This is a genomic window from Vibrio sp. NH-7, assembly GCF_053643215.1.
In genome coordinates, this window is record NZ_CM132187.1 from 1270201 (window position 1) to 1295397 (window position 25197).

The 25197-nt window shown below is 45.6% G+C and carries 21 protein-coding genes and 4 tRNA genes; 18 read left to right on the top strand and 7 right to left on the bottom strand.

Translation table 11 applies throughout. The annotated features are described in order from the left end of the window. Positions 1-32 precede the first annotated feature (32 nt). Positions 33-329 (top strand): integration host factor subunit alpha, encoded by a 297-nt coding sequence (ihfA, locus tag ACUALS_RS06020; RefSeq protein ID WP_005476979.1) that lies wholly within the window; start codon positions 33-35, stop codon positions 327-329. A gap of 103 nt (positions 330-432) precedes the next feature. On the opposite strand, the gene ACUALS_RS06025 is transcribed toward ihfA, so the two are convergent. Both ACUALS_RS06025 and yeiP read right to left on the bottom strand, forming a co-directional pair. Beyond that, positions 433-753: an HI1450 family dsDNA-mimic protein gene (locus ACUALS_RS06025; RefSeq protein ID WP_038138556.1), complete on the bottom strand. Its 321-nt coding sequence runs from the start codon at positions 751-753 to the stop codon at positions 433-435. A gap of 2 nt (positions 754-755) precedes the next feature. Continuing rightward, positions 756-1322, bottom strand: coding sequence for an elongation factor P-like protein YeiP (yeiP, locus tag ACUALS_RS06030; protein WP_322413891.1), 567 nt, complete (start codon positions 1320-1322; stop codon positions 756-758). A gap of 129 nt (positions 1323-1451) precedes the next feature. On the opposite strand from yeiP, the gene ACUALS_RS06035 reads away from it, so the two are divergent. Together ACUALS_RS06035 and ACUALS_RS06040 are read left to right on the top strand one after the other, a co-directional pair. After that, complete coding sequence (locus ACUALS_RS06035) at positions 1452-2219, top strand: nucleotidyltransferase domain-containing protein (RefSeq protein WP_005476892.1); 768 nt, start codon at positions 1452-1454, stop codon at positions 2217-2219. 90 nt (positions 2220-2309) lie between these two features. Further along, entirely contained in the window at positions 2310-4373 is a 2064-nt protein-coding gene (locus ACUALS_RS06040) for a PTS sugar transporter subunit IIC/EAL domain-containing protein (protein ID WP_043887543.1), read from the top strand. On the opposite strand, the gene ACUALS_RS06045 is transcribed toward ACUALS_RS06040, so the two are convergent. The 3 genes from ACUALS_RS06045 to ACUALS_RS06055 form a co-directional block, all read right to left on the bottom strand. Next, positions 4365-6728, bottom strand: coding sequence for a DNA polymerase II (locus ACUALS_RS06045; protein ID WP_454449088.1), 2364 nt, complete (start codon positions 6726-6728; stop codon positions 4365-4367). The two genes, ACUALS_RS06040 and ACUALS_RS06045, sit on opposite strands and share 9 nt — an antisense overlap. Before the next feature lie 69 nt (positions 6729-6797). Then, positions 6798-8651: an Lnb N-terminal periplasmic domain-containing protein gene (locus tag ACUALS_RS06050; protein WP_454449089.1), complete on the bottom strand. Its 1854-nt coding sequence runs from the start codon at positions 8649-8651 to the stop codon at positions 6798-6800. Positions 8652-8785: 134 nt separating this feature from the next. Then, positions 8786-9271 (bottom strand): DUF3015 domain-containing protein, encoded by a 486-nt coding sequence (locus ACUALS_RS06055; protein WP_454449090.1) that lies wholly within the window; start codon positions 9269-9271, stop codon positions 8786-8788. A 352-nt stretch (positions 9272-9623) separates the two neighbouring features. On the opposite strand from ACUALS_RS06055, the gene uvrY reads away from it, so the two are divergent. The 9 genes from uvrY to ACUALS_RS06100 all read left to right on the top strand — a co-directional run bounded on the left by uvrY (position 9624) and on the right by ACUALS_RS06100 (position 15532). Continuing rightward, a complete protein-coding gene (gene uvrY, locus ACUALS_RS06060) occupies positions 9624-10268 on the top strand; it encodes a UvrY/SirA/GacA family response regulator transcription factor (RefSeq protein ID WP_038138544.1) in 645 nt (214 codons plus the stop codon). Continuing rightward, the gene (gene uvrC, locus ACUALS_RS06065) at positions 10268-12100 is read left to right on the top strand and encodes an excinuclease ABC subunit UvrC (protein ID WP_454449091.1); all 1833 of its coding nucleotides are present in this window, start codon (positions 10268-10270) and stop codon (positions 12098-12100) included. Before uvrY ends, uvrC begins: the two co-directional genes overlap by 1 nt. Positions 12101-12172: 72 nt before the next feature. After that, complete coding sequence (pgsA, locus tag ACUALS_RS06070) at positions 12173-12730, top strand: CDP-diacylglycerol--glycerol-3-phosphate 3-phosphatidyltransferase (protein WP_038138539.1); 558 nt, start codon at positions 12173-12175, stop codon at positions 12728-12730. Between the two features lie 240 nt (positions 12731-12970). After that, a tRNA-Cys gene (locus ACUALS_RS06075) sits at positions 12971-13044 on the top strand. 3 nt (positions 13045-13047) lie between these two features. Beyond that, positions 13048-13123 (top strand) — tRNA-Gly (locus ACUALS_RS06080). 84 nt (positions 13124-13207) lie between these two features. Further along, positions 13208-13294 (top strand) — tRNA-Leu (locus ACUALS_RS06085). 16 nt (positions 13295-13310) lie between these two features. Further along, positions 13311-13386: transfer RNA gene (locus ACUALS_RS06090), tRNA-Gly, on the top strand. A 158-nt stretch (positions 13387-13544) separates the two neighbouring features. Beyond that, on the top strand, positions 13545-14054 hold the full coding sequence (locus ACUALS_RS06095; RefSeq protein ID WP_005470624.1) for a hypothetical protein: 510 nt from the start codon (positions 13545-13547) through the stop codon (positions 14052-14054). Positions 14055-14062: 8 nt separating this feature from the next. Further along, positions 14063-15532, top strand: a complete 1470-nt coding sequence (locus tag ACUALS_RS06100) for a sensor domain-containing diguanylate cyclase (RefSeq protein WP_454449092.1) — start codon at positions 14063-14065, stop codon at positions 15530-15532. Positions 15533-15544: 12 nt separating this feature from the next. Here the strand turns inward: ACUALS_RS06100 and ACUALS_RS06105 are convergent, their stop codons facing one another. Then, positions 15545-16621 (bottom strand): PQQ-dependent sugar dehydrogenase, encoded by a 1077-nt coding sequence (locus ACUALS_RS06105; RefSeq protein WP_454449093.1) that lies wholly within the window; start codon positions 16619-16621, stop codon positions 15545-15547. Between the two features lie 227 nt (positions 16622-16848). Between ACUALS_RS06105 and ACUALS_RS06110 the strand changes: the two genes are divergently transcribed. The 5 genes from ACUALS_RS06110 to ACUALS_RS06130 all read left to right on the top strand — a co-directional run bounded on the left by ACUALS_RS06110 (position 16849) and on the right by ACUALS_RS06130 (position 23534). Continuing rightward, on the top strand, positions 16849-17637 hold the full coding sequence (locus tag ACUALS_RS06110) for a TetR/AcrR family transcriptional regulator (RefSeq protein ID WP_454449094.1): 789 nt from the start codon (positions 16849-16851) through the stop codon (positions 17635-17637). A 174-nt stretch (positions 17638-17811) separates the two neighbouring features. Beyond that, positions 17812-20187, top strand: coding sequence for an efflux RND transporter permease subunit (locus ACUALS_RS06115; RefSeq protein ID WP_454449095.1), 2376 nt, complete (start codon positions 17812-17814; stop codon positions 20185-20187). Positions 20188-20233: 46 nt separating this feature from the next. Beyond that, positions 20234-20995: an outer membrane lipoprotein-sorting protein gene (locus ACUALS_RS06120; protein ID WP_443088963.1), complete on the top strand. Its 762-nt coding sequence runs from the start codon at positions 20234-20236 to the stop codon at positions 20993-20995. 3 nt (positions 20996-20998) lie between these two features. After that, positions 20999-22183, top strand: a complete 1185-nt coding sequence (locus tag ACUALS_RS06125) for a hypothetical protein (RefSeq protein ID WP_454449096.1) — start codon at positions 20999-21001, stop codon at positions 22181-22183. 187 nt (positions 22184-22370) lie between these two features. Continuing rightward, the gene (locus tag ACUALS_RS06130; protein ID WP_038189277.1) at positions 22371-23534 is read left to right on the top strand and encodes a GGDEF domain-containing protein; all 1164 of its coding nucleotides are present in this window, start codon (positions 22371-22373) and stop codon (positions 23532-23534) included. Here the strand turns inward: ACUALS_RS06130 and ACUALS_RS06135 are convergent. After that, positions 23471-23956 carry a GNAT family N-acetyltransferase gene (locus ACUALS_RS06135; protein WP_038214936.1) on the bottom strand — a complete coding sequence of 162 codons (486 nt, stop codon included), beginning with the start codon at positions 23954-23956 and terminating at the stop codon, positions 23471-23473. The two genes, ACUALS_RS06130 and ACUALS_RS06135, sit on opposite strands and share 64 nt — an antisense overlap. Positions 23957-24209: 253 nt before the next feature. Between ACUALS_RS06135 and pheS the strand changes: the two genes are divergently transcribed. Continuing rightward, on the top strand, positions 24210-25193 hold the full coding sequence (pheS, locus tag ACUALS_RS06140) for a phenylalanine--tRNA ligase subunit alpha (RefSeq protein WP_004413586.1): 984 nt from the start codon (positions 24210-24212) through the stop codon (positions 25191-25193). Positions 25194-25197 lie beyond the last annotated feature (4 nt).

The following is a 25197-nucleotide window of genomic DNA, read 5'->3' on the forward strand; positions in this document are numbered from 1 at the left end:
ACGAGGTTTAACACAGCTTTGAGGAAAGTTTTATGGCGCTCACAAAGGCCGATTTGGCTGAGAACCTGTTTGAGAAGCATGGATTCAGTAAACGGGATGCCAAGGAAACGGTTGAGGCGTTTTTCGAAGAGGTGCGTAAGGCACTAGAAGGTGGCGAGCAGGTTAAACTATCTGGTTTTGGCAACTTCGATCTTCGAGATAAAAATGAACGTCCAGGTCGAAACCCTAAAACAGGGGAAGACATTCCTATCAGTGCTAGACGCGTAGTTACCTTCCGTCCGGGTCAAAAGCTAAAAGCACGTGTAGAAAACATTTCAATTGATGAGTAATGACAGCTAAATTGGCTAAGCGTTGACTCATTCGCCATTTTCTAAAGCAGACAATGGCAGATAAAACACCCAAGTCTATTTACTTGGGTGTTTTTCTATTTAGCTAGTCTCTTTTCCACAGAATGTGGCAAAACTTGTGGTCTGGGTCTCGGCTTACCAGCAGTCGAGCAAATACGTCATCAAGGACGTCGTTTTCCTCGTTAACCAGTCCAACTCTGACTTCTGCATAGACCTCTTTGTCCACATCAAAGCCAACATGGCCAGACCAATCATCACCTGTCTCAACCAGTTCAGCAGCGCCGCGCTCTTCAAATTGTGCGGTGAAGATAATGACGTCCGCCGCCTCTAGGTTGTCTGGTGCCATTTCCAAGAAGATGTCGTAGGCCGTGTCGATGGCATCATCGTAAGAGATCAAATCGGTCATCACTACGCGCGGCTCATGTATTTACGTTCAGCAGTGTTCACGATGATACGATCACCTGTCGCGATGTACTCTGGTACTTGTACTGTTAGACCAGTAGGAAGACGCGCTGGCTTAGTGCGTGCAGACGCTGAAGCACCTTTGATCGATGGGTCTGTCTCTTCGATGGTTAGCTCAACGGTTGCTGGAAGTTCAATGCCTACCGAATTTCCGTTTACCAAAATGATATGCAAACCTTGGATCTCTTCAGTGATGAACAGCAGCTCGTCTTCGATTTCGTCTTTTTTGAATGTGAACTGAGTGTAATCTTCGTTATCCATGAAGATGTACTCGTCGCCATCAACGTAAGAGAATGCTGCCGCACGCTTAAACATATCTACCGTTTCAACAACGTCATCAGACTTGAAGCGCTCATCAACACGAGCTCCTGTGTTTAGGTCTGTGCAACGCAGCTTGTAGATTTTTGCGCCGCCGCGACCACCAGGCGTTGTTACTTCGATATCTTTGATTAACAGTGTTTTACCATTAGATTCAATAGCAAAACCTTTTTTAAGCTCACTTGCCTTAGGCATGAACGTTTTCCTTTGTATGGTGTTGAATTCGAGCATTATATACTTAGCAAGAGGTAGAAGGAATATCTTGATTCACAACCTTCTCTAAGCGAACATTGTAGGATTACCAAGAATAAGCTCCTTTACGTTATGTATCTGTCAACTATCGATTCCGACCAACCATTTCAAACGCCATACCGACCGGCGGTTAAAGAGCTGATTGGCTTTTTGACAAGCGGGTTGGAAGACAATCTGCATAGCATTTATTTGTATGGCAGTGTCGCTAGGCGCACTGCGAAACCCGGCTCGTCTAATCTCGATGTGATTGTGGTGACTCACAAATCATTTAATGACTCTAAGGCGGCTCTGTTTAATACCATCAAGTGGCGTTTTCAGAAGAGTTATCCATTTATCACTGAGGTGAATTTTAAAACCGCATTGGTTAGCGACGTAGTCAGCTTAGACAGTATTTTCTCTTGGGGCTTTCAGTTGCGACATTGCGCAGTTTGCGTTCACGGTGAGAACCTAGCGGAGTGTTTTGGTGATTACGAGCCAAGCTGGGAAATCGCCAAGCATTGGAATATGGACGTGGAAGATTGGGTAGCGGTTTATCGCAATCGAATAGCACGAGCAGATAAAACGGAAGACTTGATAAAATCACAAAAAATTATCGCCAAAAAACTGCTTCGTGCGAGTTACTCAGTGGTGATGTATCGTGATAAAAATTGGTTTGATGATCCGTTAGAATGTGGCCAACAATTCTTACGTTACTTCCCCGAAAAACAGGTAGAAATTGAGCGTCTTGGTATCTTGCTGTCAGGCCGCCTCATTGCCAAACGCTCTGTTATTGGGATCTTGGATAGCTTCGGTGATTGGCTGGTGAAACAGTATAAAAAAACCGAATTTAAAATTGGTTAAACCTCCGAATACACTCATTTTTTGATATGTCTGTTACTAATTGTGCTAGCTTTATTAAAGGAGAGGGTTCCACCGAGAGGTTAGATACCAGTGCAGGACCATGCGAAAAATCATCAACTTTCTAAGGTGATTACTTCAAGCCACATTCGACGTTATATTGTCCCTTCCTTACAAGCGATACGAGAGGGGATGTTGTGGCTGATTCCATGCCTTATGATCTCCTCGTTTGCTCTATTCTTTGCCAGTATTGGTGAGTTTATTGCGGGGCATAGATACCCTTGGATCGAGCTTTTTTATCAAGCTCATTCCGCGATTGCGACCTTTTTCCCTTATTTAATGACCTCTACCATTTCCTATGTTCTAGCGATGCAGTGGAAATTGCCTCGCCCTCCCATCGCGTTGTTGATGATGACGTTTCTAGTGACGGTCAGTAACCTTTTGCCAGCTGAGAATACGGTGCTGACATTCCATATCATCATGGCGATTACGATGCCCTTGTATGCCATTCCCTTGCTTGCGTATTTACTCAAGTTTGACGCGTTGAAGTTGACTAAAACCGACTCCGCAGGACAAATAGTCAAAGAGTCGCTGAATTTCGTGCTGCCTGCATTGATTACGGCTTTCATTGTATTGGCGGTTAACTATGGTGTTGTTACCGCGTTGGTGAATGTTGAATTTTTGTCTTTGCTTTCCGTCGACTATTCCAATGAACCCACGCTATTTGGTGTGACCTTCGCTGCTTTGAACTCAACACTCTGGTTTATGGGCGTACATGGGTACTACGCACTATTGCCATTGGTGGAACTATTACAAGAAGCCAGCAACTTAAACTACTCCACAACGTTAGCGGGTGGTGCTGCCCAGTATCACATGAACCTGTCCTTCATGGGCGCGTTTGTTTTTATCGGCGGTAGTGGCGCTACCTTTTCTCTGGTCATTGCACTTCTGTTATTTGCCAAGCAGCGAAGTTTAAGGCTGATCGCGCTTGCTAGCATCCCGATAGGAATACTGAATATCAACGAGATTCTACTCTTTGGTCTGCCTATTATCTTTAATCCGAGACTATTTTTGCCTTTCTTGATAGCGCCCATCGTGAATGTAATGACGGGAATGGTCGCAGTCTCATTTGGCTTGGTGGATTCGCCCTCCGTGTCGGTGCCGTTCAATAGTCCCATCTTGCTCAACGCATGGATGGCCACTGACGGTGACTTTAGCGCAGTGATGCTTCAGTTGGTCAACATCGCGGTTGGCGTTCTCATCTACTACCCAGCAGTTAACTCGTTGAGCAGTCATCAGGAGAAAGCAAGTATTCGCCTGTCCGCATTTGATACTTCGTATACGCGCAGACAAGAAGAGGCCAAAACCCTGATGGATGATCCAATTGCACAGGCGGTAAACCGTGAAAAGGCCACCATACAAGTGGAACAAGCACTAGAGCAAATTAGCCAAAGAGACTTTTGTTTAGAGTATCAACCGCAAGTTTGTTCATTGACTGGAAAAGTGATTGGTTGCGAAGCCTTGATTCGTTCTGTGGATACGAAAGGGCATATGCAGTATCCGAACACCTTTTTACCATGGCTAGAAAAAGCTAATCTCATGAAAGATGTCGATTTATGGGTATGTAAACAAGTTGTGCGTGATCTTGCCGATATGCAAGCGAAAGGACTATACATCGCGGTAAGTGTCAACGTGACGGCTGATGTGCTCACTGATGAAGAATATCTGACTGAGTTAGAGAAAACGATAGAGCCTTATGCGCGTTTCATTCACATTGAAATTACCGAAGAGACCTTGCTGGCAGATGAGCAGGTATTGGCGCTTGCCTTTAATCGGCTCCATATACTGGGAACTAAAATTCATATTGATGACTTTGGTACTGGGTATTCTTCCCTGAGCTATTTAAACAAGTTTGAAGTGGATGTGCTCAAAGTTGATCGTTCTTTTGTCTTAGCATTGAGCAGTGACAAAGGGCAGAAAGTTTTTTCCAGTATTATGTCTACCGCTCAATTGCTTGACTTGGATGTGATTGTTGAAGGCGTGGAGACCGACGAACAACTTTCCCATATTCCCAAACAGAAAGGGACGTCTATTCAAGGCTGGTATTATGCAAAATCCCTGTCGCTCGAGAAGCTCATTGAGTTCGTCTTAAAATAGCCCCATTTGAGGTTCACTTAGCGATGTAAAGTCCAGTCCGATAAACGGCAAGATCGCATCCGCGACAGGTTTGAGCTGTTTATCGATGTAGTGCTGGTAGTCAATCGCACTTTTGACATACTCCTTGGGTTCGGGGCCTGAGAGCGTGATCAGATATTCGATTCGCCCCTTGTTTTGGTACTGTAACGGTCTACCGAGTTGAGTATTTATCTCGTCAGCCATTCTTGCTGCCCTTACTTGAGGGGGCACATTCTTTTGATATTCGTGCAGTTTACGGCGTAGGCGCTTTTGATAGATTAACTCCGCATCAAAATCACCTGCCATGGTCTTTTCAACCATTTCACGCACGTATTCGCTTGGGTTTTCTCCATGGAACACCATTGAGTAGAGCGTTGACTGAAACCTCTGCGCGAGAGGGGTCCAGTCAGTACGAGCACTTTCAAGCCCTTTGAATACGATGCGTTCGTTATCACCCTCGCCAATCAAACCAGCATAGCGTTTTTTGGAGCCTGTTTCTTGGCCTCGAATGGTTGGCATTAAAAAGCGGCGATAGTGGGTCTCATATTCCAATTCAAGAATAGACGTTAAGTTGTATTGCTCTTTTAGATGTTCAGTCCACCACCTATTGATGTGATCCACCAATGCTAGGCCAATTTGGTCGGCGTCTTGTTGCGAATAGGCGCTGTTAAGAGACACAAACGTCGAATCGGTGTCGCCATAAATAACCTGATAGCCTTGCTCTTCAATCAACTTTTTGGTCTGCTTCATGATCTCGTGACCGCGCATGGTAATGCTTGAGGCTAAACGGGTATCAAAGAAACGGCACCCCGACGAACCAAGCACGCCATAGAAGGAGTTCATGATGATTTTTATCGCTTGAGAGAACGCCTTTTCGTTATTCTGCTTGGCAATATCGCGGGCTGCCCACAAGTCTTCGATCATCTTAGGCAAAAAGTGTTTACTCCTGTGGAACTGACCGCCGCGAAAACCCGGCACAGCTTGATCCATTTGATTGCCGATCTCTAAGCGAAGGCCTTCAATCAAGCCCATAGGGTCGATGAGAAATGACCGAATGATCGACGGGTAGAGGCTTTTAAAGTCCAATACCAGTACTGAATCATAGAGATTTGGAATCGAGTCCATCACATAACCACCAGGGCTTGCGATCCAGTTTTCTGAATGAAGATTGGGCGCGACATAGCCTGCTCGATGTATCTGAGGAAGATAGAGGTTGGTGAATGCCGCAACTGAGCCACCGACACGATCGAGCTCAACGCCGGTTAACCTTGAGCGCTCTATGGCAAACTCAAGCAGGTGTGTACGAGCAAAGATTTTATTAACCAGAACGCAATCTTGCAGGTTGTATTTTGCCAGTGACGGTTTGTCGTTGCGAAACATCTGGTTGATTTCGTCCATACGATCATGGACGTTATGAATCTCTTTTCCTTCACCGAGCAGCTCTTGGGAAACCGATTCTAAAGACCAACTTCGAAAGTGATAGGTTGCTGTCTTGAGAGTGTCAATACCATCTAATACCACCCGGCCTGGAATCGAAATAAAGCCTTGCTGAGTGGTATTTGACGAGCGGAAAAAACTGGATTGTTTTGCTCGACCTAGCGTTAGTTTGACTTGGTTCCACTCAGCTCGTTTATGCAGTAAGCGGAAGTCGAAGTCGATAACGTTCCAACCGATAATGACATCTGGATCAAAGCGTTCAAACCAACTTACTAAAGCGTGCAGTAGCGCGCGTTCATCGTTGACCCATTCGACGGGCGTGTCGCAAGGTTGTGGTGCGCCAACCATTATTACTCGGCTATCCATAGGGCTATCTAAACCGACAGAGTAAAGAATTCCTTTCTCAGAACATTCAATATCCAAAGAGACAACCTTCAATTGGGGAAGGTAACTACCTTGGCGAATTTTGGTTTGAGTGACGCGTTTGTAGCCGGATTTCTGAGCAATTGAGCCAGTAAACTCAAGGCTCCCTTTTACAAACCGTTCCATGAGGTAGCGATCTGCGAGGCGGATGTCGTCCTCAAGCACTAAAACGTCGTGATCTTTTAATCGTTGGCAAAGAGCTTTAGAGTCTTTGATGGTATTGCAGTAACATGCCGACAGGTCAGTTTGCTCAAAGTCTTTGAGTGCTAACGATTTGAACGTGACCGATAGGTTCAGAGAATCTGCGACCTGCTGCGCTTTGTTGCATTCAGCTTGAGGGATGAAGAACACGGGTTGCTCATCTGTGATTATAAGCTGGGCTGGCCCGTTATCAGTGGTTACCCAAAGTTCAATTTGAGTTGTGCCTGATACATCTCTTGCTTGTCGAGTGAGAAGGAAACCTTGTTCAACTGTCATTCTTGCGCTACTACATAGTGAAATCGAAACACCGTTGTGATGCCTCGAACTCGCATATTATCACAGACCTCAGTAATAGAAGTAGCCAGTCAACCTAGTGGTGAGCTCTTCGCTTGTCCAATGTTGGTAGTTCACCTGACTGCGAAGCGCAAAGTGACGATTCAGTGACCAGTGCCAAGTCGCGGTTGCGTTGGCATTTTGCTTCGCTTTGGAGTTAAACAAAGAAAGGTATTGCCCTTCTAGACCAAGTCTGTGCTGGTCGTTCAGTTGGTAAAAGATGCCACTTTCGACACCGACTCCCAGTGTTGATTGATAGTCAGTGAGTTCTCCGCCACTCAGTTCCCCTGAGAGTAAGCTATAAACGTGGACTTTCTCTGAATTTCCCCAAGCTTTGCCAAATCCAGCTTGCCCAAACCAACGTCCCAACGAGTCATTTAGGTGAGGTTTACGATCAAAGCCTGTGCGGATGTTCCAAGCCCAACTGTCGAAGACACGATTACTGGGCGCGAGAGACATTGCGTCAAGTATGTAAAGCTTATCGATCTGAGTGCGTGAATGACCATCGATGCTTGCTTGAAGGTCAAGGAAGCTAATTTGTGCGCCTGGGATAAAGCCCGCAGGTGAATCGAGAAGGTCATGATAGGCGGCCCGCCATTCAATCAAGCCTTGATTAAGGTAAGAATCACTGTATTGATAACTGAGACCAATTCGAGCGGAGCCATGACCTTTCTCTGGGCTAACGTTTGGTTTTGGTACAGGCGTAAACGGTGAATCAACTTTTATGAGGCTTCTTTGGTAAAGGAGCGCGGTAAGCTGTTTTGCGGTCGGGTCTCTTTCAAGTCCTAAGTCATACAACTCAAAGTTTAGCCACTCATAGGCAAACTCGAGGATGGCAGCTCGCTCAGCGTCAGTGTATTCATCTTTTGACGGGAACTTTCCTTGTTTCGCTCTTTCAGCCGCATCAAACAGTTGCTGCTCGATCTCGTTGGCTTGATGGAGTAACCGAGTACCGAATGCCTCGCGATAGTTCGGCTCTTCTAGCAGGTTGTTATTCGCCAGTGCCTCTACGGTATCCGATGGAATTGCCTTGAAAGGAAAATCTTTGACCAAATACAAATCATCTCGCGCAAGCTCTAACAGTGCCAGCAATTGATACGAGCAGTTTTCGTCAAGAAAATAGTAGTCAAACTCGGCGTCTTGCATTTCCCAAAGGTGCAGCAACACCCTCTCGACTTCCAGCGGGGATAATTTGAGTTTGTATTCCCAAATGTCCCTTGACTCTATGTCATTGTACTCACGGACTTTTCGGTAGTAGGGCATAACCGTATACCTACCTGGGTAACTGCCGATTAGACCTTTAATGGCGTAAAGTGCAGCGTTGTCATCACTGTCTGGCTCGGCCGCAAAATTGATCGCAAAAGCAACAAGCTCTTTATGTCGTGTTTGGTCTTTGGCGTCCACACGAAGTAGCGTGTGCCCAAACATAGAAGAAGGGTTGTTCATAAATGCAGTGGGGAATACCAATGTTAGACCTTCTGGGGCCAACACATCACGCCATCGATTTAACTCCTCACAGTTTAACTTAGCCTCACGCCCAAGCTTAGCTTCGAGCCAGGTATAACGAGCGGGAAAACGACATTGCGCAACCTTCGCTTCATCATTGGACTGTCTATAGAATGCCTCATAGGTTGCTTGCAGTTCGTTGGCTGGGGATGTCTTACCGTCTTTCGCAAAGAAGAATGCCTCTGAGTCAACCGTGCTTGTATGTCCAGTCAGCGTGTTGGGTAAATAGTGTCCTAGTTTCAACCAGTATGGGTCGTTAGCTAGATCGGCCATGTCAGGAACTGGGTTCGCAAAACTGACAACCGAGGTTAGTGCGCCAATTCCTATAAGGAAGGAGTGCTTAAGATGGATTAACTTCATGACGACTGCTTACCTGTAGACAGTTTCCAAACGAGAGTGGTTTCTATAACGTATTGAACAATAGGGAATAATACAATAGGAAAGAAAGGTGCTCACAAAGGAGCACCTTAATAGGAGACACTTATCGATCGAGATTAAATCGCGTAAGTTGCAAGTGCACCGTTGTTAGCAACAAGCGCATTAAGGTTTACGAAAACCTCTTCTGACGTTACGTTTTCAGATTGGAAGATTGACGCAAAGTTTTCTTGTGCAAGTTCGTTGAATGCTGCTTTGTCAGACTCTTGAATGCCCCACACTTCAGAAAGTGTCGCTAGGGTTTCACCTTCGCCTTTCGCGATGTCACGCGCTAGGTTGTCCATATTGCCATCAATGAATAGCGCTAATTTTTGCGATGAACTGATGGTGCCAGAGCCGTCACAGCCCAGTGTACCGAATGTGATACCAAAAGTTTGGTTACCCGAGGTGCCGTTTGTTGTCGCACCAAGGACTTTAAAAACTTTGCCTGATTGACCGTCAAAGATCATTGTACCTAGACCACAACCGATGTCTGAGTCAGCCATTGCGATGTTTGAAAGAGGAAGCGTTGTTGCCAAAGCTGCCACTGCGAATAGCTTTTTCATAGTATATCCTTATGAAGTTATCGTTCACTAATGAAGTAATTCGTTTTTATGCAACTCAATGAGTTCAGCTAAGAAAAAATAGTGGAAAGTTAACATATAAGCAATGTGAATTATTGCATAACCATGCATTGTTCCAACAGCTGAGACACTTGGCATAGTTGAGTGCCAAGTTATTGATTAATAGCTAAATAAAGATTTAGTCATCAGATATGAGAATAAGTACTTGCTAAAGTTTGCGTTTCGGCACATATTCAGAATACGTAAATTCTCGAATTTGCGCTAGAATGCAACCATCCTGCTTTTCTCATAGTGAGAAGTAGCAGAGCTGAACAAAAAGTGTGGAGATACAAGTTTGATAAGTGTTTTCCTTGTAGATGATCACGAGCTGGTTCGCACAGGGATACGACGTATTATTGAAGACGTCCGTGGAATGAACGTAGCAGGGGAAGCTGAGAGCGGTGAAGATGCGGTAAAATGGTGTCGTAGCAATCATGCAGATGTCATTTTAATGGACATGAATATGCCGGGTATTGGTGGTTTAGAAGCAACCAAAAAAATCCTGCGATTCAATCCAGATGTCAAAATCATCGTTTTAACTGTTCATACGGAAAATCCGTTTCCAACTAAAGTGATGCAGGCCGGTGCTGCCGGATACCTGACAAAAGGCGCAGGGCCAGATGAAATGGTCAATGCAATACGTGTGGTGAACAGTGGTCAACGCTACATTTCACCAGAAATCGCGCAACAGATGGCTCTTAGTCAATTTTCTCCAGCATCGGAAAATCCTTTTGCCGATCTATCTGAGCGTGAATTGCAGATCATGATGATGATTACCAAAGGGCAGAAAGTGACAGACATTTCTGAGCAACTGAATTTAAGCCCTAAAACGGTAAACAGCTATCGTTACAGACTGTTTAACAAGCTCGATATCTCCGGTGATGTAGAGTTAACCCATCTTGCCATCCGTCATGGAATGTTAGACACCGAGACATTGTAGTGACCTCTTCATTTGACTCGGTTTCGTTCCTCAAAACAGTAACGAATCAGCCCGGCGTTTATCGTATGTATAACGCCGACGCTGTCGTTATTTACGTGGGCAAAGCGAAAGACCTCAAAAAACGCCTTTCTAGTTATTTCCGTAAAAAAGTCGACAGTGAAAAAACACGTGCTTTAGTTGCCAATATTAACAAGATTGATGTCACGGTCACCCACACTGAGACCGAAGCGCTCATACTTGAGCACAACTACATCAAACAGTATTTGCCCAAGTACAATGTATTGCTGCGTGACGATAAATCTTACCCTTACATATTCATTAGTGGTCATAAGCACCCAAGAATATCTATGCACCGTGGGGCTAAGAAGCGCAAAGGTGAATACTTCGGTCCCTACCCAGACTCGGGTGCGGTGAGAGAAACACTCCACCTCATTCAAAAGATTTTCCCCGTTCGTCAATGCGAAGACACCGTATACAGCAATCGAACCCGACCTTGTTTGATGTACCAAATTGGCCGTTGTGCCGCACCTTGTGTCAGCTCAGTCATCAGTGATGAACAGTACGCTGAGCTCGTAGAGCTCGTACGACTGTTTTTGCAGGGCAAAGATCAACAGGTGCTTGAAACCTTGATTGAGAAAATGGAACAGGCGAGCAAGACCCTTCGTTTTGAAGATGCGGCGAAATTTCGTGATCAAATCCAAGCTATCCGCCGTGTTCAAGAGCAACAGTTTGTTTCTGAAGACTCGATGGATGATATGGATGTACTTGGGTTCGCCCAAGAAAATGGCATTGCCTGTGTTCATATATTGATGATTCGCCAAGGTAAAATTCTTGGTAGTCGAAGCCATTTCCCCAAAATTCCAAATGACACCAATCGTGAAGAAGTGTTCTACAGCTTTTTGAGCCAATATTATTTGAGCCATAATGAAGCGAGAACGATCCCAACTCGTATTCTACTCAACAGTGGACTTCTTGATGACTCAGAACCGTTGCAGCAGGCGTTGACCAGTATTGCCGGACGAAAAGTGCGTTTTCATGTCAACCCAAGCGGTACGCGAGGTCGATATCTTAAATTGTCGAATACGAACGCGTTGACGGCGATTACCACCAAAATTAACCATAAGATGACCATTTCCCAACGTTTTAAAGAGCTGAGAGAAGTCTTGGGGATGGAGGGTATCTCGCGAATGGAGTGTTTCGATATCTCACACACAATGGGAGAGAACACCATAGCTTCATGTGTGGTGTTCAATCATGAGGGACCGCTCAAGCAAGAATATCGTCGCTACAACATTAGTGGTATTACTGGTGGGGATGACTACGCGGCGATGGGGCAGGCGTTAGAGCGTCGCTACTCCAAGCAACTCGACGTTGAGAAAATTCCGGATATTGTTTTTATCGATGGTGGTAAAGGGCAATTAAATCGTGCTCACGACATCATTTCTCAATATTGGTCTGACTGGCCGAAGCGGCCAAAGCTCATTGGTATTGCTAAAGGTGTGACTCGCAAACCAGGTTTGGAAACTTTGATTACGACGGATGGTGATGAGTTTAACTTGTCAAGTGATGCGCCTGCTTTGCATTTGATGCAACACATTCGCGATGAGAGCCACAATCACGCCATCGCTGGCCATCGCGCGAAACGCGGTAAAGCGAGAAGAACCAGTGCTTTGGAAGGTATAGAGGGCGTGGGGCCTAAGCGTCGTCAGTCGCTTTTGAAGTACATGGGCGGATTGCAAGAGCTTAAACGTGCAAGCGTTGAAGAAATCGCCAAAGTGCCTGGCATTAGTCACTCTTTGGCAGAAAACATTTATCAAGCATTGAAACAATAAGAAAAATCCCGCACCATAAGGGCCTGTTTTCAAGCAGTAAACAGCGCAACACGATAAGAGCCATTAATAAATATGCGTTTAAACATCCCTAATATTCTATCTTTGCTTCGACTTTTTCTGATTCCAGTCTTCGTCGTGGTCTTTTATCTTCCTTATAGCTGGGCTCCGTTTGCGGCTGCTATGGTTTTCTGGGTAGCAGGTTTCACCGACTGGTTAGACGGTATGCTAGCAAGAAAATTAGGGCAAACCTCTCGATTCGGTGCGTTTATCGACCCAGTTGCAGATAAAGTGCTTGTCGCTACCGCTCTTATTTTGATTACGGAACATTATCATTCGATTTGGGTCACCATTCCTGCCGTCACCATGATTGCTCGAGAAATTATTATTTCGGCGCTCCGAGAATGGATGGCGGAAATTGGTAAACGCGCGAGTGTTGCTGTCTCTTGGGTCGGTAAGGTAAAAACCGTCAGCCAGATGTTTGCTTTGTGGGTGTTAATTTGGCGCTACGATGATTGGATGATTTGGGTCGGCTTTGCTGCGCTTTACATCGCGACCATCCTCACTTATTGGTCGATGGGGCAGTATTTACTTGCCGCCAAAGATGACTTGCTCAATGAGGAGCATCACTGATTTAAACAAACGGGCTCAGGCCCGTTTTTTTTGTATCTGTTTTAGCGTTTATCCTAGGAAACTTACCGTTATTCAAAGAATTAACGCGAGTAAATTGAGCAATTTGGCGCTTTTTGAACGTTAATTAGACAAACGATTCAAAAAATTAAAAATAGTGTTGACTCATTAGTTCGAATCCGTAGAATGCATCCCGTACCCAAGAGGAACGCAGCAATTAAGCGAGCTGATTGGAGTATCGAAGGCGTGTTGGCAGAGTGGCTATGCAGCGGATTGCAAATCCGTGGACCTCGGTTCGACTCCGGGACGCGCCTCCATTTGCGACACTAGCTCAGTTGGTAGAGCGCAACCTTGCCAAGGTTGAGGTCACGAGTTCGAACCTCGTGTGTCGCTCCAAATTATTGGATAGCGAAACAAACTTCGATATCTAGATGGTGTTTTACTTACTTCAGTAAAGGCCTCACAAATTTAGATTTGTGTGCCCTGGTGGTGGAATTGGTAGACACAAGGGATTTAAAATCCCTCGGCGTTCGCGCTGTGCCGGTTCAAGTCCGGCCCGGGGCACCATCTAACAAAGATTATTGCGACACTAGCTCAGTTGGTAGAGCGCAACCTTGCCAAGGTTGAGGTCACGAGTTCGAACCTCGTGTGTCGCTCCAAATTATAAAAGACCAGCCATTCGGCTGGTTTTTTTGTGCTCTCACATTTCCTTTGATGATAAAATACTCAAATAAGTGTTAATTCACTCGTAAATCCCATAAAATACGCCACAGTTTATAAGGTTGTTCTTGCTACGCGAAAGGGTGTTGGATTGCGTATGAAAAAAGTTTTGCTGTTGAGCCTGTCGGCAATACTGTCTTTGGCGTCCTCCTGCGTGTTATCCCAATCATTAGCGAGTTACCCTCAAAATTGGTCTCAGTGGCCTGTAGTCAAAGAGTCGATGAACCTTCCTGCAGATACCGTCCTTCCTGACGACGCTTCGCTGTTTTTACAAGAATCTGTAAAAGCATACAGCTGGATCAATAATGGGCAAGGCTCCCCCCTGACGATTCGGGTCAATCCTGAAAAAATTGAACAATATCAGAATCATGGCCCCTATACTGACGGGCCAACCGCGGTCGCTATTTCAGAAGTTCAAGGTATTGTTTGGGTTACCGAGCACATAGGTGGAGAGGCCATTTACGGCAGTTACAACCGAAAAGGTGAGGATATTAGCCACACTCATCCTTCACTCCAGCCAAGTTACTGTCAAAGCTGTCATACGACTTACAAAGATATTTGTCGCAACGGGACATGCGCTTCGTCAACTTCTCTTGATACAGAGTGACGCTGTTTATGAGATTTAGTGCCCCGCTGCTTAAAATGACCATTAAACAAATGCTGATAGTCTCTCACTTGGTATTGGTGGTGATGATTGTGCTAGGCATGAGCTACGCCCGCTATTCCAGTGAATGGGATCGACAAGTCAGATATTCGGCGTTGCTGGCAAAACATTCGCTTGATACGCAGGTAAACTTCTTCTCTGGCTCCGTTGCTGGCGTAAACTATGCCAATCTCACGATGTCATCGACCAAGCTGGTGATAAGTTCTATCGAGGACATTCTGTTTTTTGAAGTTAAAGGCGTCTCAGACTACTCTAAGCGAAATGTCCATGTCCGGTATTTAGCGGAACGTGATTTGCTTTGGCGAAATGATGTTGAAGCTCAAGAACTGATAACGGTAGCTCGGCGAATAGAGATACTTGAGCAGAGGTTAGCGGACTCAGCAAACAGCAATCCGGTGACGGTCAAGAAGCTCAACTACCTGTTGAAAAGGAATAAGACTGAATATGATTCACTGCTCCGCAGTCAGGAGTTGAGTGAAACCATCACGCTCGATTGGGATAAGCCAAAGTATCAAGGGTTACGATATTATCTTGATCAAGAACGGTGTGCTTTGCACATCGAAGTGCCGCTCACTAACGCAAATGGTGGCTACATTTGGGCGGTTATCGACGCGAGCAATTTGACGAAAATCAGAACTCACTTGATCAAAGAACTTGTTCTGGAAGCCAGCGTTGCGTTACTGATCTCTTTACTGTTGATAGGTTGGGTAACGCACTGGATTGTGTCACCGATGAAAAATCTGGCTCGCAGCATGGACTCGGAAAATGCCTATCAAGAGATTGATTCTCTGGTGGAGCTCAAGCGGTCCGATGAAATCGGCCAACTTGCCAGAGCGTATAAAGGGTTGTTGGTTAAAATTGAAAACCAGCTGAACATATTGCGCACGAAATCCGACACGGACCCTCTTACTGGCTTAGGATCTCGTAATAAATACACTCGCATGGTGCAACCGTTTATCAAACGCCACCTCAGTAAAGACTATTACGTTGGAATGATTGTCTGCGACGTGGATAACTTCAAAGCGTTTAATGATTTGTATGGGCACACAGAAGGTGACAATGCATTAGCGAAAGTAGGAAGCAAAATTGCTGAGTTAGTGCGCGATACCGATCTTGCTTTTCGTTATGGTGGAGAGGAATTTGTGATTCTTTGCGCGCGCCCGTCCGGGTCTCAGCTGGACTACTTTACAGAACGGCTAAGGCTAGAAATTGAAGGTTTAGCCATTCTACATGGAGGCAATGATCCGCACCGAGTTATTACGGTGTCTGCGGGAGGAGCTCGAGTTCGGGCTTTCAAACCGACATCGGAAACGGATTACGAAGCATTGCAAGATCAACTGTTTAACGCTGCCGATAAATCACTATACCTGAGCAAAGAGCAGGGACGAAACTGCGTCAACTGGAAGAGTATTGACGCATAACTCGTTTGTTACCTACTCCACGAGACGGTAGATATTCCCGCTGTCAGTGCTAAACAGAATCTCTCCTGATGGTGTAACTTCTAGATCTCGTATTCGTTCTCCTAAGGATTCTAGTAGCCGCTCTTCAGCAACAATATTTGCTTTCTCATCGAGTGTGACGACATTGAGGTGGGTGAGCTTCAATGCGCCAGATACCAGTTTGCCATTTAGGGATGGGTACTTATCCCCTCTGTAAAGGATGATTGAGCTAGGTGCGATAGAAGGCACGTACACTTTCTTCGGTGTTTGAATACCCGGTAGGGTTTTGGCTTCACCAACCGAGATTGGCCCCCAATACTCTTTGCCGTGGGAGGTAACAGGCCAGCCATAGTTTTCTCCTTTGAGAATCAAGTTGATTTCATCTCCGCCGCGCGGACCATGCTCTATAGACCATAGCTGTTGAGTGCTGCGGTCATAAAACAGTCCTTGAGGATTGCGGTGACCATAGCTCCATATCTCGTTTAACGCTGAGTTTACTTTGGTAAACGGGTTGTCTTCTGGGGCTACCCCGTTTGGTAACAGGCGCAGGATCGAGCCAGCGTGTGTTTTCTGATTTTGTCCGTTGTCGCGAACGCCTCTATCGCCGACAGACATATACACGTAGCGTTCGTCAAAGGTGATTCGGCTACCAAAATGCCTGCCCGTATCAGATCCAGACTGAGTCACGAGAAGCTCTTTCCACCCAATCAGTTCACCTTGTTGATATTGAGCGGAAGCTAATACCGTTTCGTATGCATCTTCCACTTGCTTTGAATAGGTGAAATAGAACGCATTGTCTTCAAAAGGAGACTTGGCAACATCAAGCAAGCCTCCCTGACCAACAGCACTCACCTGTGTCGGTGTAGCGACAGTACGATAGATGCCATCATCAAGGTCGACTACACCTACTTCGCCGTGGCGTTGTGTGACAAGCAATTGGTTGTCGTCAATAGAGCTCATCCCCCAAGGTACCTTGAGGCCAGACGCAACAAGCTCGGCTTGCCAAGCGTATACGGAAGTTGAGAGCACTGCTCCAATCGCGCTAAGAGCCAAATATATGTGTATCTTCATTGTCTGCCGCACCTCTCAATTGGGTTTAATTACCATCTAAGTTGTATACGTTAAATGGGTTGTCATCAATCATTCTTATAAATGCACTTGAAATGATCAATAAATGCACTATTATGACGATGTGTCAAAAATGACGAATCGTCATAAATTGCTGTTTATCACGTTTATGGTAATCGTGTTACAATGACTAGGTTAAGGAGTAACGGATTAGTACGGATTGATACATCATGTTTGGCTTTAGCTGTAGTAAAAATGACAAAAGTGAACGTTCTGGTGGTGGTGGCGCTCTTTCGAAGAAGCAACAGGCAATCGCTGACAGAGAGGTTGAGTTAACGCTTCTCGCTAAGTCGATAGTGCAAGAGCAAGGTTGGAGTAACTTGACAATGGACAAGTTGACCGCGGCGAGTGCTTATTCGAAAGGAACGATCTACAACCATTTTTCGAGCAAAGAAGATGCAGTGATCGCACTGTGTATTCATTCGCTCAAGAGTGAAGCCATTTTGTTTGCTAGAGCCGCAGCTTTTGAGGGAACAACACGTGAAAAAGTGATGGCGATGCACGTAGGTTATCGAATTTACGCCCGCATGGAGCCAGTTCTTTCAACGTGTGCCATTATGGCCAAGAGCCCGTGGGTGCTTGAGAAAGCGTCACCTGAGCGAGTCAAAGAGCTCAACGAGCTGGAGGAACAAGTGATTGGCCACGCCGACTTGCTTGTGAATACCGCGGTAGAGCAGGGGGACTTGAAGTTTTCGCCTGGCATAGGCTCTGATGCCATTGTTTATGCGAACTGGTCCATTGCTTTTGGCTCCAATGCTCTAAACCAAAATGCCTCAAACAGTCATTGTATTAAGCGTATTCAAGATCCATTCTCTGCATTGCATAACGCGAATATGTTGTTGGATGGGTTGAACTGGAAGCCACTTTCAAGCGAGTGGGATTACCGGAAAACCTGGCAGCGTGTGGAACGAGAAATGTTCTCCCAAGAGATCGAGTATTTGGAATCGGTGGGAAGGTAACACTTTATTTTAGAAGCCCTAGCGGGCTTTTAAATTGCCAATAGATGACGAATCGTCAAAAAAGACACAAAAACAAAATGATAGTGGTCTATGACCATTAACGATGTGTAGAAACCAGCTTAGTCTGGTTTTTAAATGTATATTTTTGACGAAACGTCACAAACGGAGAATGTGATGAATACCGAACAACCGATCCCAAAACAGCCTCCCTATTGGCTAACCATGCCCACCCGTTTTAGCTGGTGGATGTTATTCGCAACAATGTTGCTTGTCGTTGTGGCAACCATTGGCGGGAAAAACCTCTACTTCAGAGGGGACTACAACATATTTTTTGATGGGCAGAATGCTCAATTAAGAGCGTACGACGAGATCCAAACGACATTCGCAAAATCAGACAATTTGTCTATAGTGATTGCGCCGAAAAGCGGCGAGGTTTTTGAAGGTGAAACCTTGTCTCTTGTCCAGCAACTGACCAAAGATGCGTGGCAAATCCCTTATTCGAGTCGCGTCGACTCACTCGCCAATTATCAGCATACCGAAGCGCTAGAAGATGACTTGATTGTCGAAGACTTGCTGTTAGAAGAATACGAACTAACAGATGCACGAATCGATAAGATCAAACGTATCGCGTTGTCGGAGCCTGTTGTAAAACACTCGCTTATTTCCGGGAAAGGGGATGTCACGGTCGTGAACATTACCGTCCAATTACCGCAAATTGATGAAACGGCAGAAGCGATTGAAGTGATCGACAGTGCAAATGCGTTGATTGAGAAGTATCAGCAGCAATACCCAAACGTTGAGTTTTATAAAGCGGGCATTGTTGCGATGAACCACGCCTTTATGGTCGCCGCGCAAGATGATAGCGCGACACTCGTCCCGACCATGCTATTGGTTATTTTGCTGTTTCTCACCATTATGTTGCGCTCTTTTCTTAGCGTGATTGCTACTCTCGTGGTCATTATCGCGTCTGTGATGGCAACTATGGGGTTATCAGGTTGGGCTGGCATGTTCCTTAGTACAGCAACGGTTAATATCCCCACCTTGGTAATGACCCTTGCAGTAGCCGACTGTGTCCATGTAATTGCCACTATGCGTCAGAACATAAAAAAAGGGCACTCAAAGCCGTTCGCCATTGATCAAAGTGTTGCGATTAACTTTATGCCAATTCTAATGACGTCGGTCACCACGGCAATTGGCTTTTTGATGATGAACATGTCTGACTCACCGGTTCTGAGAGACTTTGGCAACCTGGCTGCACTGGGCGTGATGATCGCGTGTTTTCTTTCTGTTTCGTTGCTTCCTGCGTTACTACGGGTGTTACCAATCAAAGTCAAACAGGTGGATAAGACGCAACAAGGCTCTCATGATTTTATGGACAAGTTGGGCGATTGGGTTGTCTCGAACCGCAACGCCTTGCTACCGGTATCTGCGATTGTGATTGCAATATCCGCAGCGCTCGTGCCTTTGAACAAGGTGAATGACGAGTCGGTGAAGTACTTCGATTCACGAAGTGAGTTTCGACAAGCGGCAGATTTTATGGAAGCGCGAATCAGCGGTATGACGAATATAAGTATTGCGGTTAAGACCAATGAATCCCAAGGCATAGCGGATCCTGTGTTCCTAAAAGCGATTGGTGATTTCTCTCAATGGTTAAGAGATCAACCAGAAGCGGATCACGTCGCGACGCTTTCTGATGTGTATAAGCGTCTCAACAAAAATATGCATGCTGATGATCAAAGTTACTACACACTTCCGTTGGATCGAGAGTTAGCCGCTCAATACTTGCTTCTTTACGAGATGTCTCTTCCTTACGGGTTGGACTTAAACAACCAAGTTAACGTCGATAAGTCCTCGATTAAAATGGTGGTTACAGTCGATAACCTAGGTAGTGTTGAGTTGGTCGATCTAGAAAACCGAATCTACGCGTGGTTTGCACAACATGCTCCTCAATATGAGGTGGTCGCATCAAGTCCATCATTGATGTTTGCCCACATCGGAGAAACAAACATGGCAAGTATGCTGTCCACTCTTCCGGTGACACTCATTCTAATTTCTGCACTGATGATTTTTGCGCTTCGCTCACTACGTTTGGGCTTAATCAGCGTCGTGCCTAACATGGCCCCAGCGATAATTGGCTTTGGTTTGTGGGCTCTTCTATCCGGAGAAATCAATTTGGGGCTCTCTGTGGTCGTGACGCTGACGCTGGGAATTGTTGTCGATGATTCCGTGCATTTTCTATCGAAATACCAACGCGCCCGCCTGCAAGGTCAATCTGCGGAGCAGGCAGTTCGATACGCATTTCACACGGTAGGGCGCGCGCTATGGATAACTACGGTTGTTCTGGTTGCTGGTTTTTCCGTACTCGCGATGTCGAGTTTTAGGCTGAACGCCGACATGGGCCAGCTAAGTGCACTTGTCATTTTCATTGCACTGGTTGTGGACTTTATTTTCCTTCCTGCATTGTTAATGAAGTTTGATACGGCGAGTTATACCGAAAAGCAAGAAGAACAAACATTGTCTACCACGGCTGTAGCTCCAACCCAAGGTTAATGAGGATATAACGATGAACACATTGAGAAAGACACTGATTAATACAATGGCATTGGCGGTTTTGATTACGTTTACTGGACCAGTGATCGCATCTCCAGAGCGTGGTCTGGAGATCGCCAAGGAGCGCAAAGCAAGAGATGAAGGTTGGAAAGACTCCATCGCTACCATGGAAATGGTTTTGAAAAACGCACAAGGCGAGAGCAGCACGCGTGCAATGAGGCTGAAGTCATTTGAGGTCGATGGCGATGGCGACAAAGGGCTCACGATATTTGACCAACCGAGAGATGTGAAAGGGACGGCTTTTCTAAATCATTCCCACACCTTGGATGCGGACGACCAATGGCTTTATTTGCCTGCATTGAAGCGAGTGAAAAGAATCTCCTCACGCAACAAGTCAGGCCCTTTTATGGGCAGCGAATTCGCTTACGAGGATCTGAGCTCATTTGAACTCGAAAAGTACTCCTTTAACTATCTACGCAATGAGGCGATAGAAGGCGTCGAAAGCTACGTGTTGGAGCAAGTACCGACGGACAAAAACTCAGGTTACACCAAGCAACTTGTGTGGCTAGATCAGCAACATTATCGACCAATAAAAGTCGAGTTTTATGATCGCAAAGGTGCACTGCTTAAAACATTGCAATTTGAAGATTATAAACAGTATCTCAATCAATACTGGCGAGCTCACACCATGGCGATGGTGAATCATCAAACGGGTAAAAGTACGTTGCTGACCACCAGCCAATTAGATTTCCAAACGGGGCTCAGCGAAAAAGATTTCGAGAAAAACATACTCAAAAGGGTGAAATAAACCATGAAGCAAAGTGTTAATGCTTGCGCTTGGCGACTGGCAGCGAGCTCAATTCTGACTCTGTTTGCGTTACATTGTCACGCTTTCGAGTTGGCGGGGAAGTCCACCGTCGAGCATCGTCAATTTTTCTCTGAAGGGCTACAAGGTCAGGATAAAGGGCAAAGCTCGCTTATTTTAGAGCCCGAGCTGTATTGGGAAATTAATGACAGCTCTGATTTTACATTTGTGCCTTTTTATCGTGTCGACAGCTTGGACGAAGAGCGAACACATGGTGATATCCGTGAGGCGCTCTATCTGAAATATTGGGACGACTTCGAAGTTCGAGTTGGCGTCGGTAAAGTGTTTTGGGGAGTCACGGAGTCTGCGCACCTTGTTGATGTTGTCAATCAAACCGATGCAATTGAGTCACTGGATGGAGAAGATAAGCTAGGCCAACCAATGGTTCACTTTACGTCGATTCAAGATTGGGGAACGCTTGATGCCATGATACTGCCGTACTTTCGAGAACGAACGTTTGCAGGGGAAGATGGGCGTTTAAGGCCAACAGTGCCTGTCTCGAGCCACGCTATTTATGAATCAAGCCGAGAAGAGAAGCACGTCGATGTGGCGTTTCGTTATTCACAAATGCTGGGGGATTGGGACTTAGGCGTCAGCTATTTTCAGGGGACAAACCGAGATCCCTATTATCGCTTCAATGGTCGAGAGCTTCAGCCTTATTATGCTCAAGCAAAGCAAGTAGGGGTCGATCTACAAGGGATCGTGGGTGATTGGTTGTGGAAACTTGAAAGCATCTACCGAGATAGTGACGACCACCACACAGGTATGGTCGGTGGGTTTGAATACACCATTGTGGGGGCGTTTGGTACAGTTTGGGACATCGGCTTGATCGCTGAGTATTTGTATGACAGCCGTGGAAACAATGCCCAATCGATTGGACAAAACGACGTATTTGCGGGGACCAGAATTGCCCTCAATGATGAGGACAGCACTGAAATCTTGGTTGGCATCACTCAAGACCTCGATAATCAGGACGTATACAGTGCGAAACTTGAGGCATCAAGTCGCTTAACGAATCATTTGTCCTGGACTGTGAATGGCTGGTTGTTTGAAAACGATACGCCAGACGATCTGTTGTACTTTGCTCGAAAAGACGATTTCGTTGAAATTTCATTAGAGTATTACTTCTAAAGAGATCCGAATCACTATTTAAATAAGTGATATGGATTCCAAACCATGGGGAGCTGATCTAGCTCCCTTTTTTCGTGTTTCAGTCGGTGAAATGAATAAAATCTATGTAGAATTCCATATACAAGGTATGGTTATTATAAATTTATTAAATTAAACCCAGTAAATTATAGACAAGGGCGAACGGTCGATGCAGTCATTTCAATGGGACAAATGCTACACGACAGGTATTGATGAAGTAGATGAACAGCATCAGTATCTCGTTGAGATCATCAATCGGTATGGAGAGTTAATCGCTAAAAACAGTATCTCAATTCAAGATATTCGAATGGCGTTATTTGAACTTTCTCGTTATGCAGAATTTCATTTCAAAGAAGAAGAAAACCTCATGCGCAGTGCTGGGGTTTACTCGGAACATATTGAAGAGCATGTGAAGGTTCATCGCGCGTTTATGGCTGACATCATTAGCATGCAAGCGTTTATCAGCGACGAGAACAAAAAGGCGTCGGAACACTTACTTAACTTTTTGATTCATTGGCTTGCCTACCATATTCTCGGCATCGATCAGAATATGTCTCGCCAAGTCAAACAGATAGAAGCAGGGGTAGACCCAAAGACCGCTTGGCTCAATGAAGAGAGAAAACAAGACAGCTCAACGGAGCCGCTGCTTAAGGCACTCAATGGTTTGTTTGAACAAGTTTCAGAGCGCAACAAAGAGCTGCTCGAGTTAAATCAATGCTTGGAAGACAAGGTAGAGCAGCGAACCAAAGCGCTATCTGAAGCAAACAAGCAGTTAGAAGAACTGTCGTTGACGGACTCCTTGACCAATTTACCAAACCGACGCTGCGCCATCCGAAAACTCAAGGTTTACTGGCAAGAATCAGTGCAAAACAACGAGCCTTTGGTTTGCATCATGATTGACGCGGATTACTTTAAACAAGTGAACGACACGGCAGGTCATGATGCAGGGGATAGACTGCTAATCGAGTTGTCGCAAAATCTTGCTCATTCGTTTAGAAGTGATGACTTGGTATGTCGCTTAGGTGGAGATGAGTTCTTTGTCATTTGTCCAAACACCGATCTTGAAGGTGGGCTGCACATCGCCGAAATTACACGAGATAGAGTAAGCCAAATGTTGGTTCCGGTGGGAGAAAGCGTTTGGCGAGGTAGCATCAGTGTCGGGGTTGGTGTACGCACGCCAAATATGAACGATTATAATGACTTGATTAAAGTGGCCGACAATGCGGTGTACTTAGCGAAGTCGTCGGGGCGAAATCAAGTTGCCACGGTTCAATCGAGTGACTTCAGCATCCAGACATCACAGCCACTGTGTTCGGTTCCATCTAAAGGCTGATCTAGGTGGGCAAACCCCAGTTTTTCGTACAATCGAATAGCGGATTTCATAGAAGTGAGTGTATCGAGATAACACTCACGAAATCCTTGTTCTTTCGCATAGGTTAAGCACTGCTCGCTGAGCGCTTGGCCTATGCCATGACCGCGACTTTCTTCCAATAAGAACAGCTTTTTTAGCTCGCAAACTGTGTTCGAACCTTGAAAAGGCGCGATGCCGCACCCGCCAACAATTTTTCCATTTAGGCTTGCTACAAGATATAAGCTTCGGTTTTGTGCGGTGTAGTACTGGCTCATGGCAAGAACTTCTGGGTCCGATGGACCAAACCCTTCGCCGATGGCACCAAATTCGGCACCAACCGCTTTGATTATCTTGCAGATCTGATCATCTTGATGTGCCTTAATCGGTTCAATTAACACTGCCATTTCTCTTCCTTTGGGTTCAGTCATTGCTTTATAGATTGGTCTGAAAGCCTGTTTTATCAAGCATTGAGGCGAATTTTTACCCAAAGGCGGTAAATAGCAAGATTTCAATTTGGATTTGACCCTGTCATTCGTTACTATGTAGAGCTATTTATAGACCCAAAATCCCTGTCGGGTAATCGCACTTTGCGAGTAGCCCAGAATGGACACTACCACTTATGCCTATTGCATGTAGGTGTAGGTAGATGAGGAAACGATGCAACATCTAGAAGAGATCATTGCTAATGCGAACGCCGCTATTGAAGCAGCAGATTCGTTAGTTGCACTTGATGAAGTGCGTGTTCAGTATCTAGGTAAGAAAGGTGAGCTAACAGCTCAACTTCAAAGCCTAGGTAAACTACCACCAGAAGAGCGCCGTGAAGCTGGTCAAGAGATCAACAAAGCGAAAGGCGTTGTTCAACAAGCGATCGCAGCTCGTAAAGATGCACTACAACGTGCAGAGCTAGAAGCGAAGCTAGCAGCAGAAACAATCGACGTGACTCTACCAGGTCGTCGTATCGAGAACGGTGGTCTACACCCTGTGACTCGTACTGTTGAGCGTATTGAACAGTTCTTTGGTGAGCTAGGCTTTAACACTGAGTCTGGTCCTGAGATTGAAGATGCATTCCACAACTTTGATGCACTAAACATCGCAGAAGATCACCCAGCGCGTACTGACCACGACACGTTCTTCTTTAACCCAGATCTCATGCTACGTACTCACACGTCTGGCGTTCAGATCCGTACGATGGAAAATGGCAAACCACCATTCCGCTTCATCGCACCGGGCCGTGTTTACCGTAACGACTACGACCAAACGCACACGCCAATGTTCCACCAAGTGGAAGGCATGCTAGTAGACGAAAACGTAAACTTCGCACAGCTTAAAGGCATTCTGCACGACTTCCTATGTAACTTCTTTGAAGAAGAAGTGGAAGTTCGTTTCCGTCCTTCTTACTTCCCATTCACTGAGCCTTCAGCAGAAGTAGACGTGAAAGGTAAGAACGGCAAATGGCTTGAAGTTCTAGGTTGTGGCATGGTTCACCCGAACGTACTTCGCAGTGTAGGCATCGACCCTGAGAAATACTCTGGTTTCGCATTTGGTATGGGCGTTGAGCGTCTAACTATGCTTCGTTACGGCGTAAACGATCTTCGTGCGTTCTTCGAGAACGACCTTCGTTTCCTAAAACAGTTCAAGTAATCCA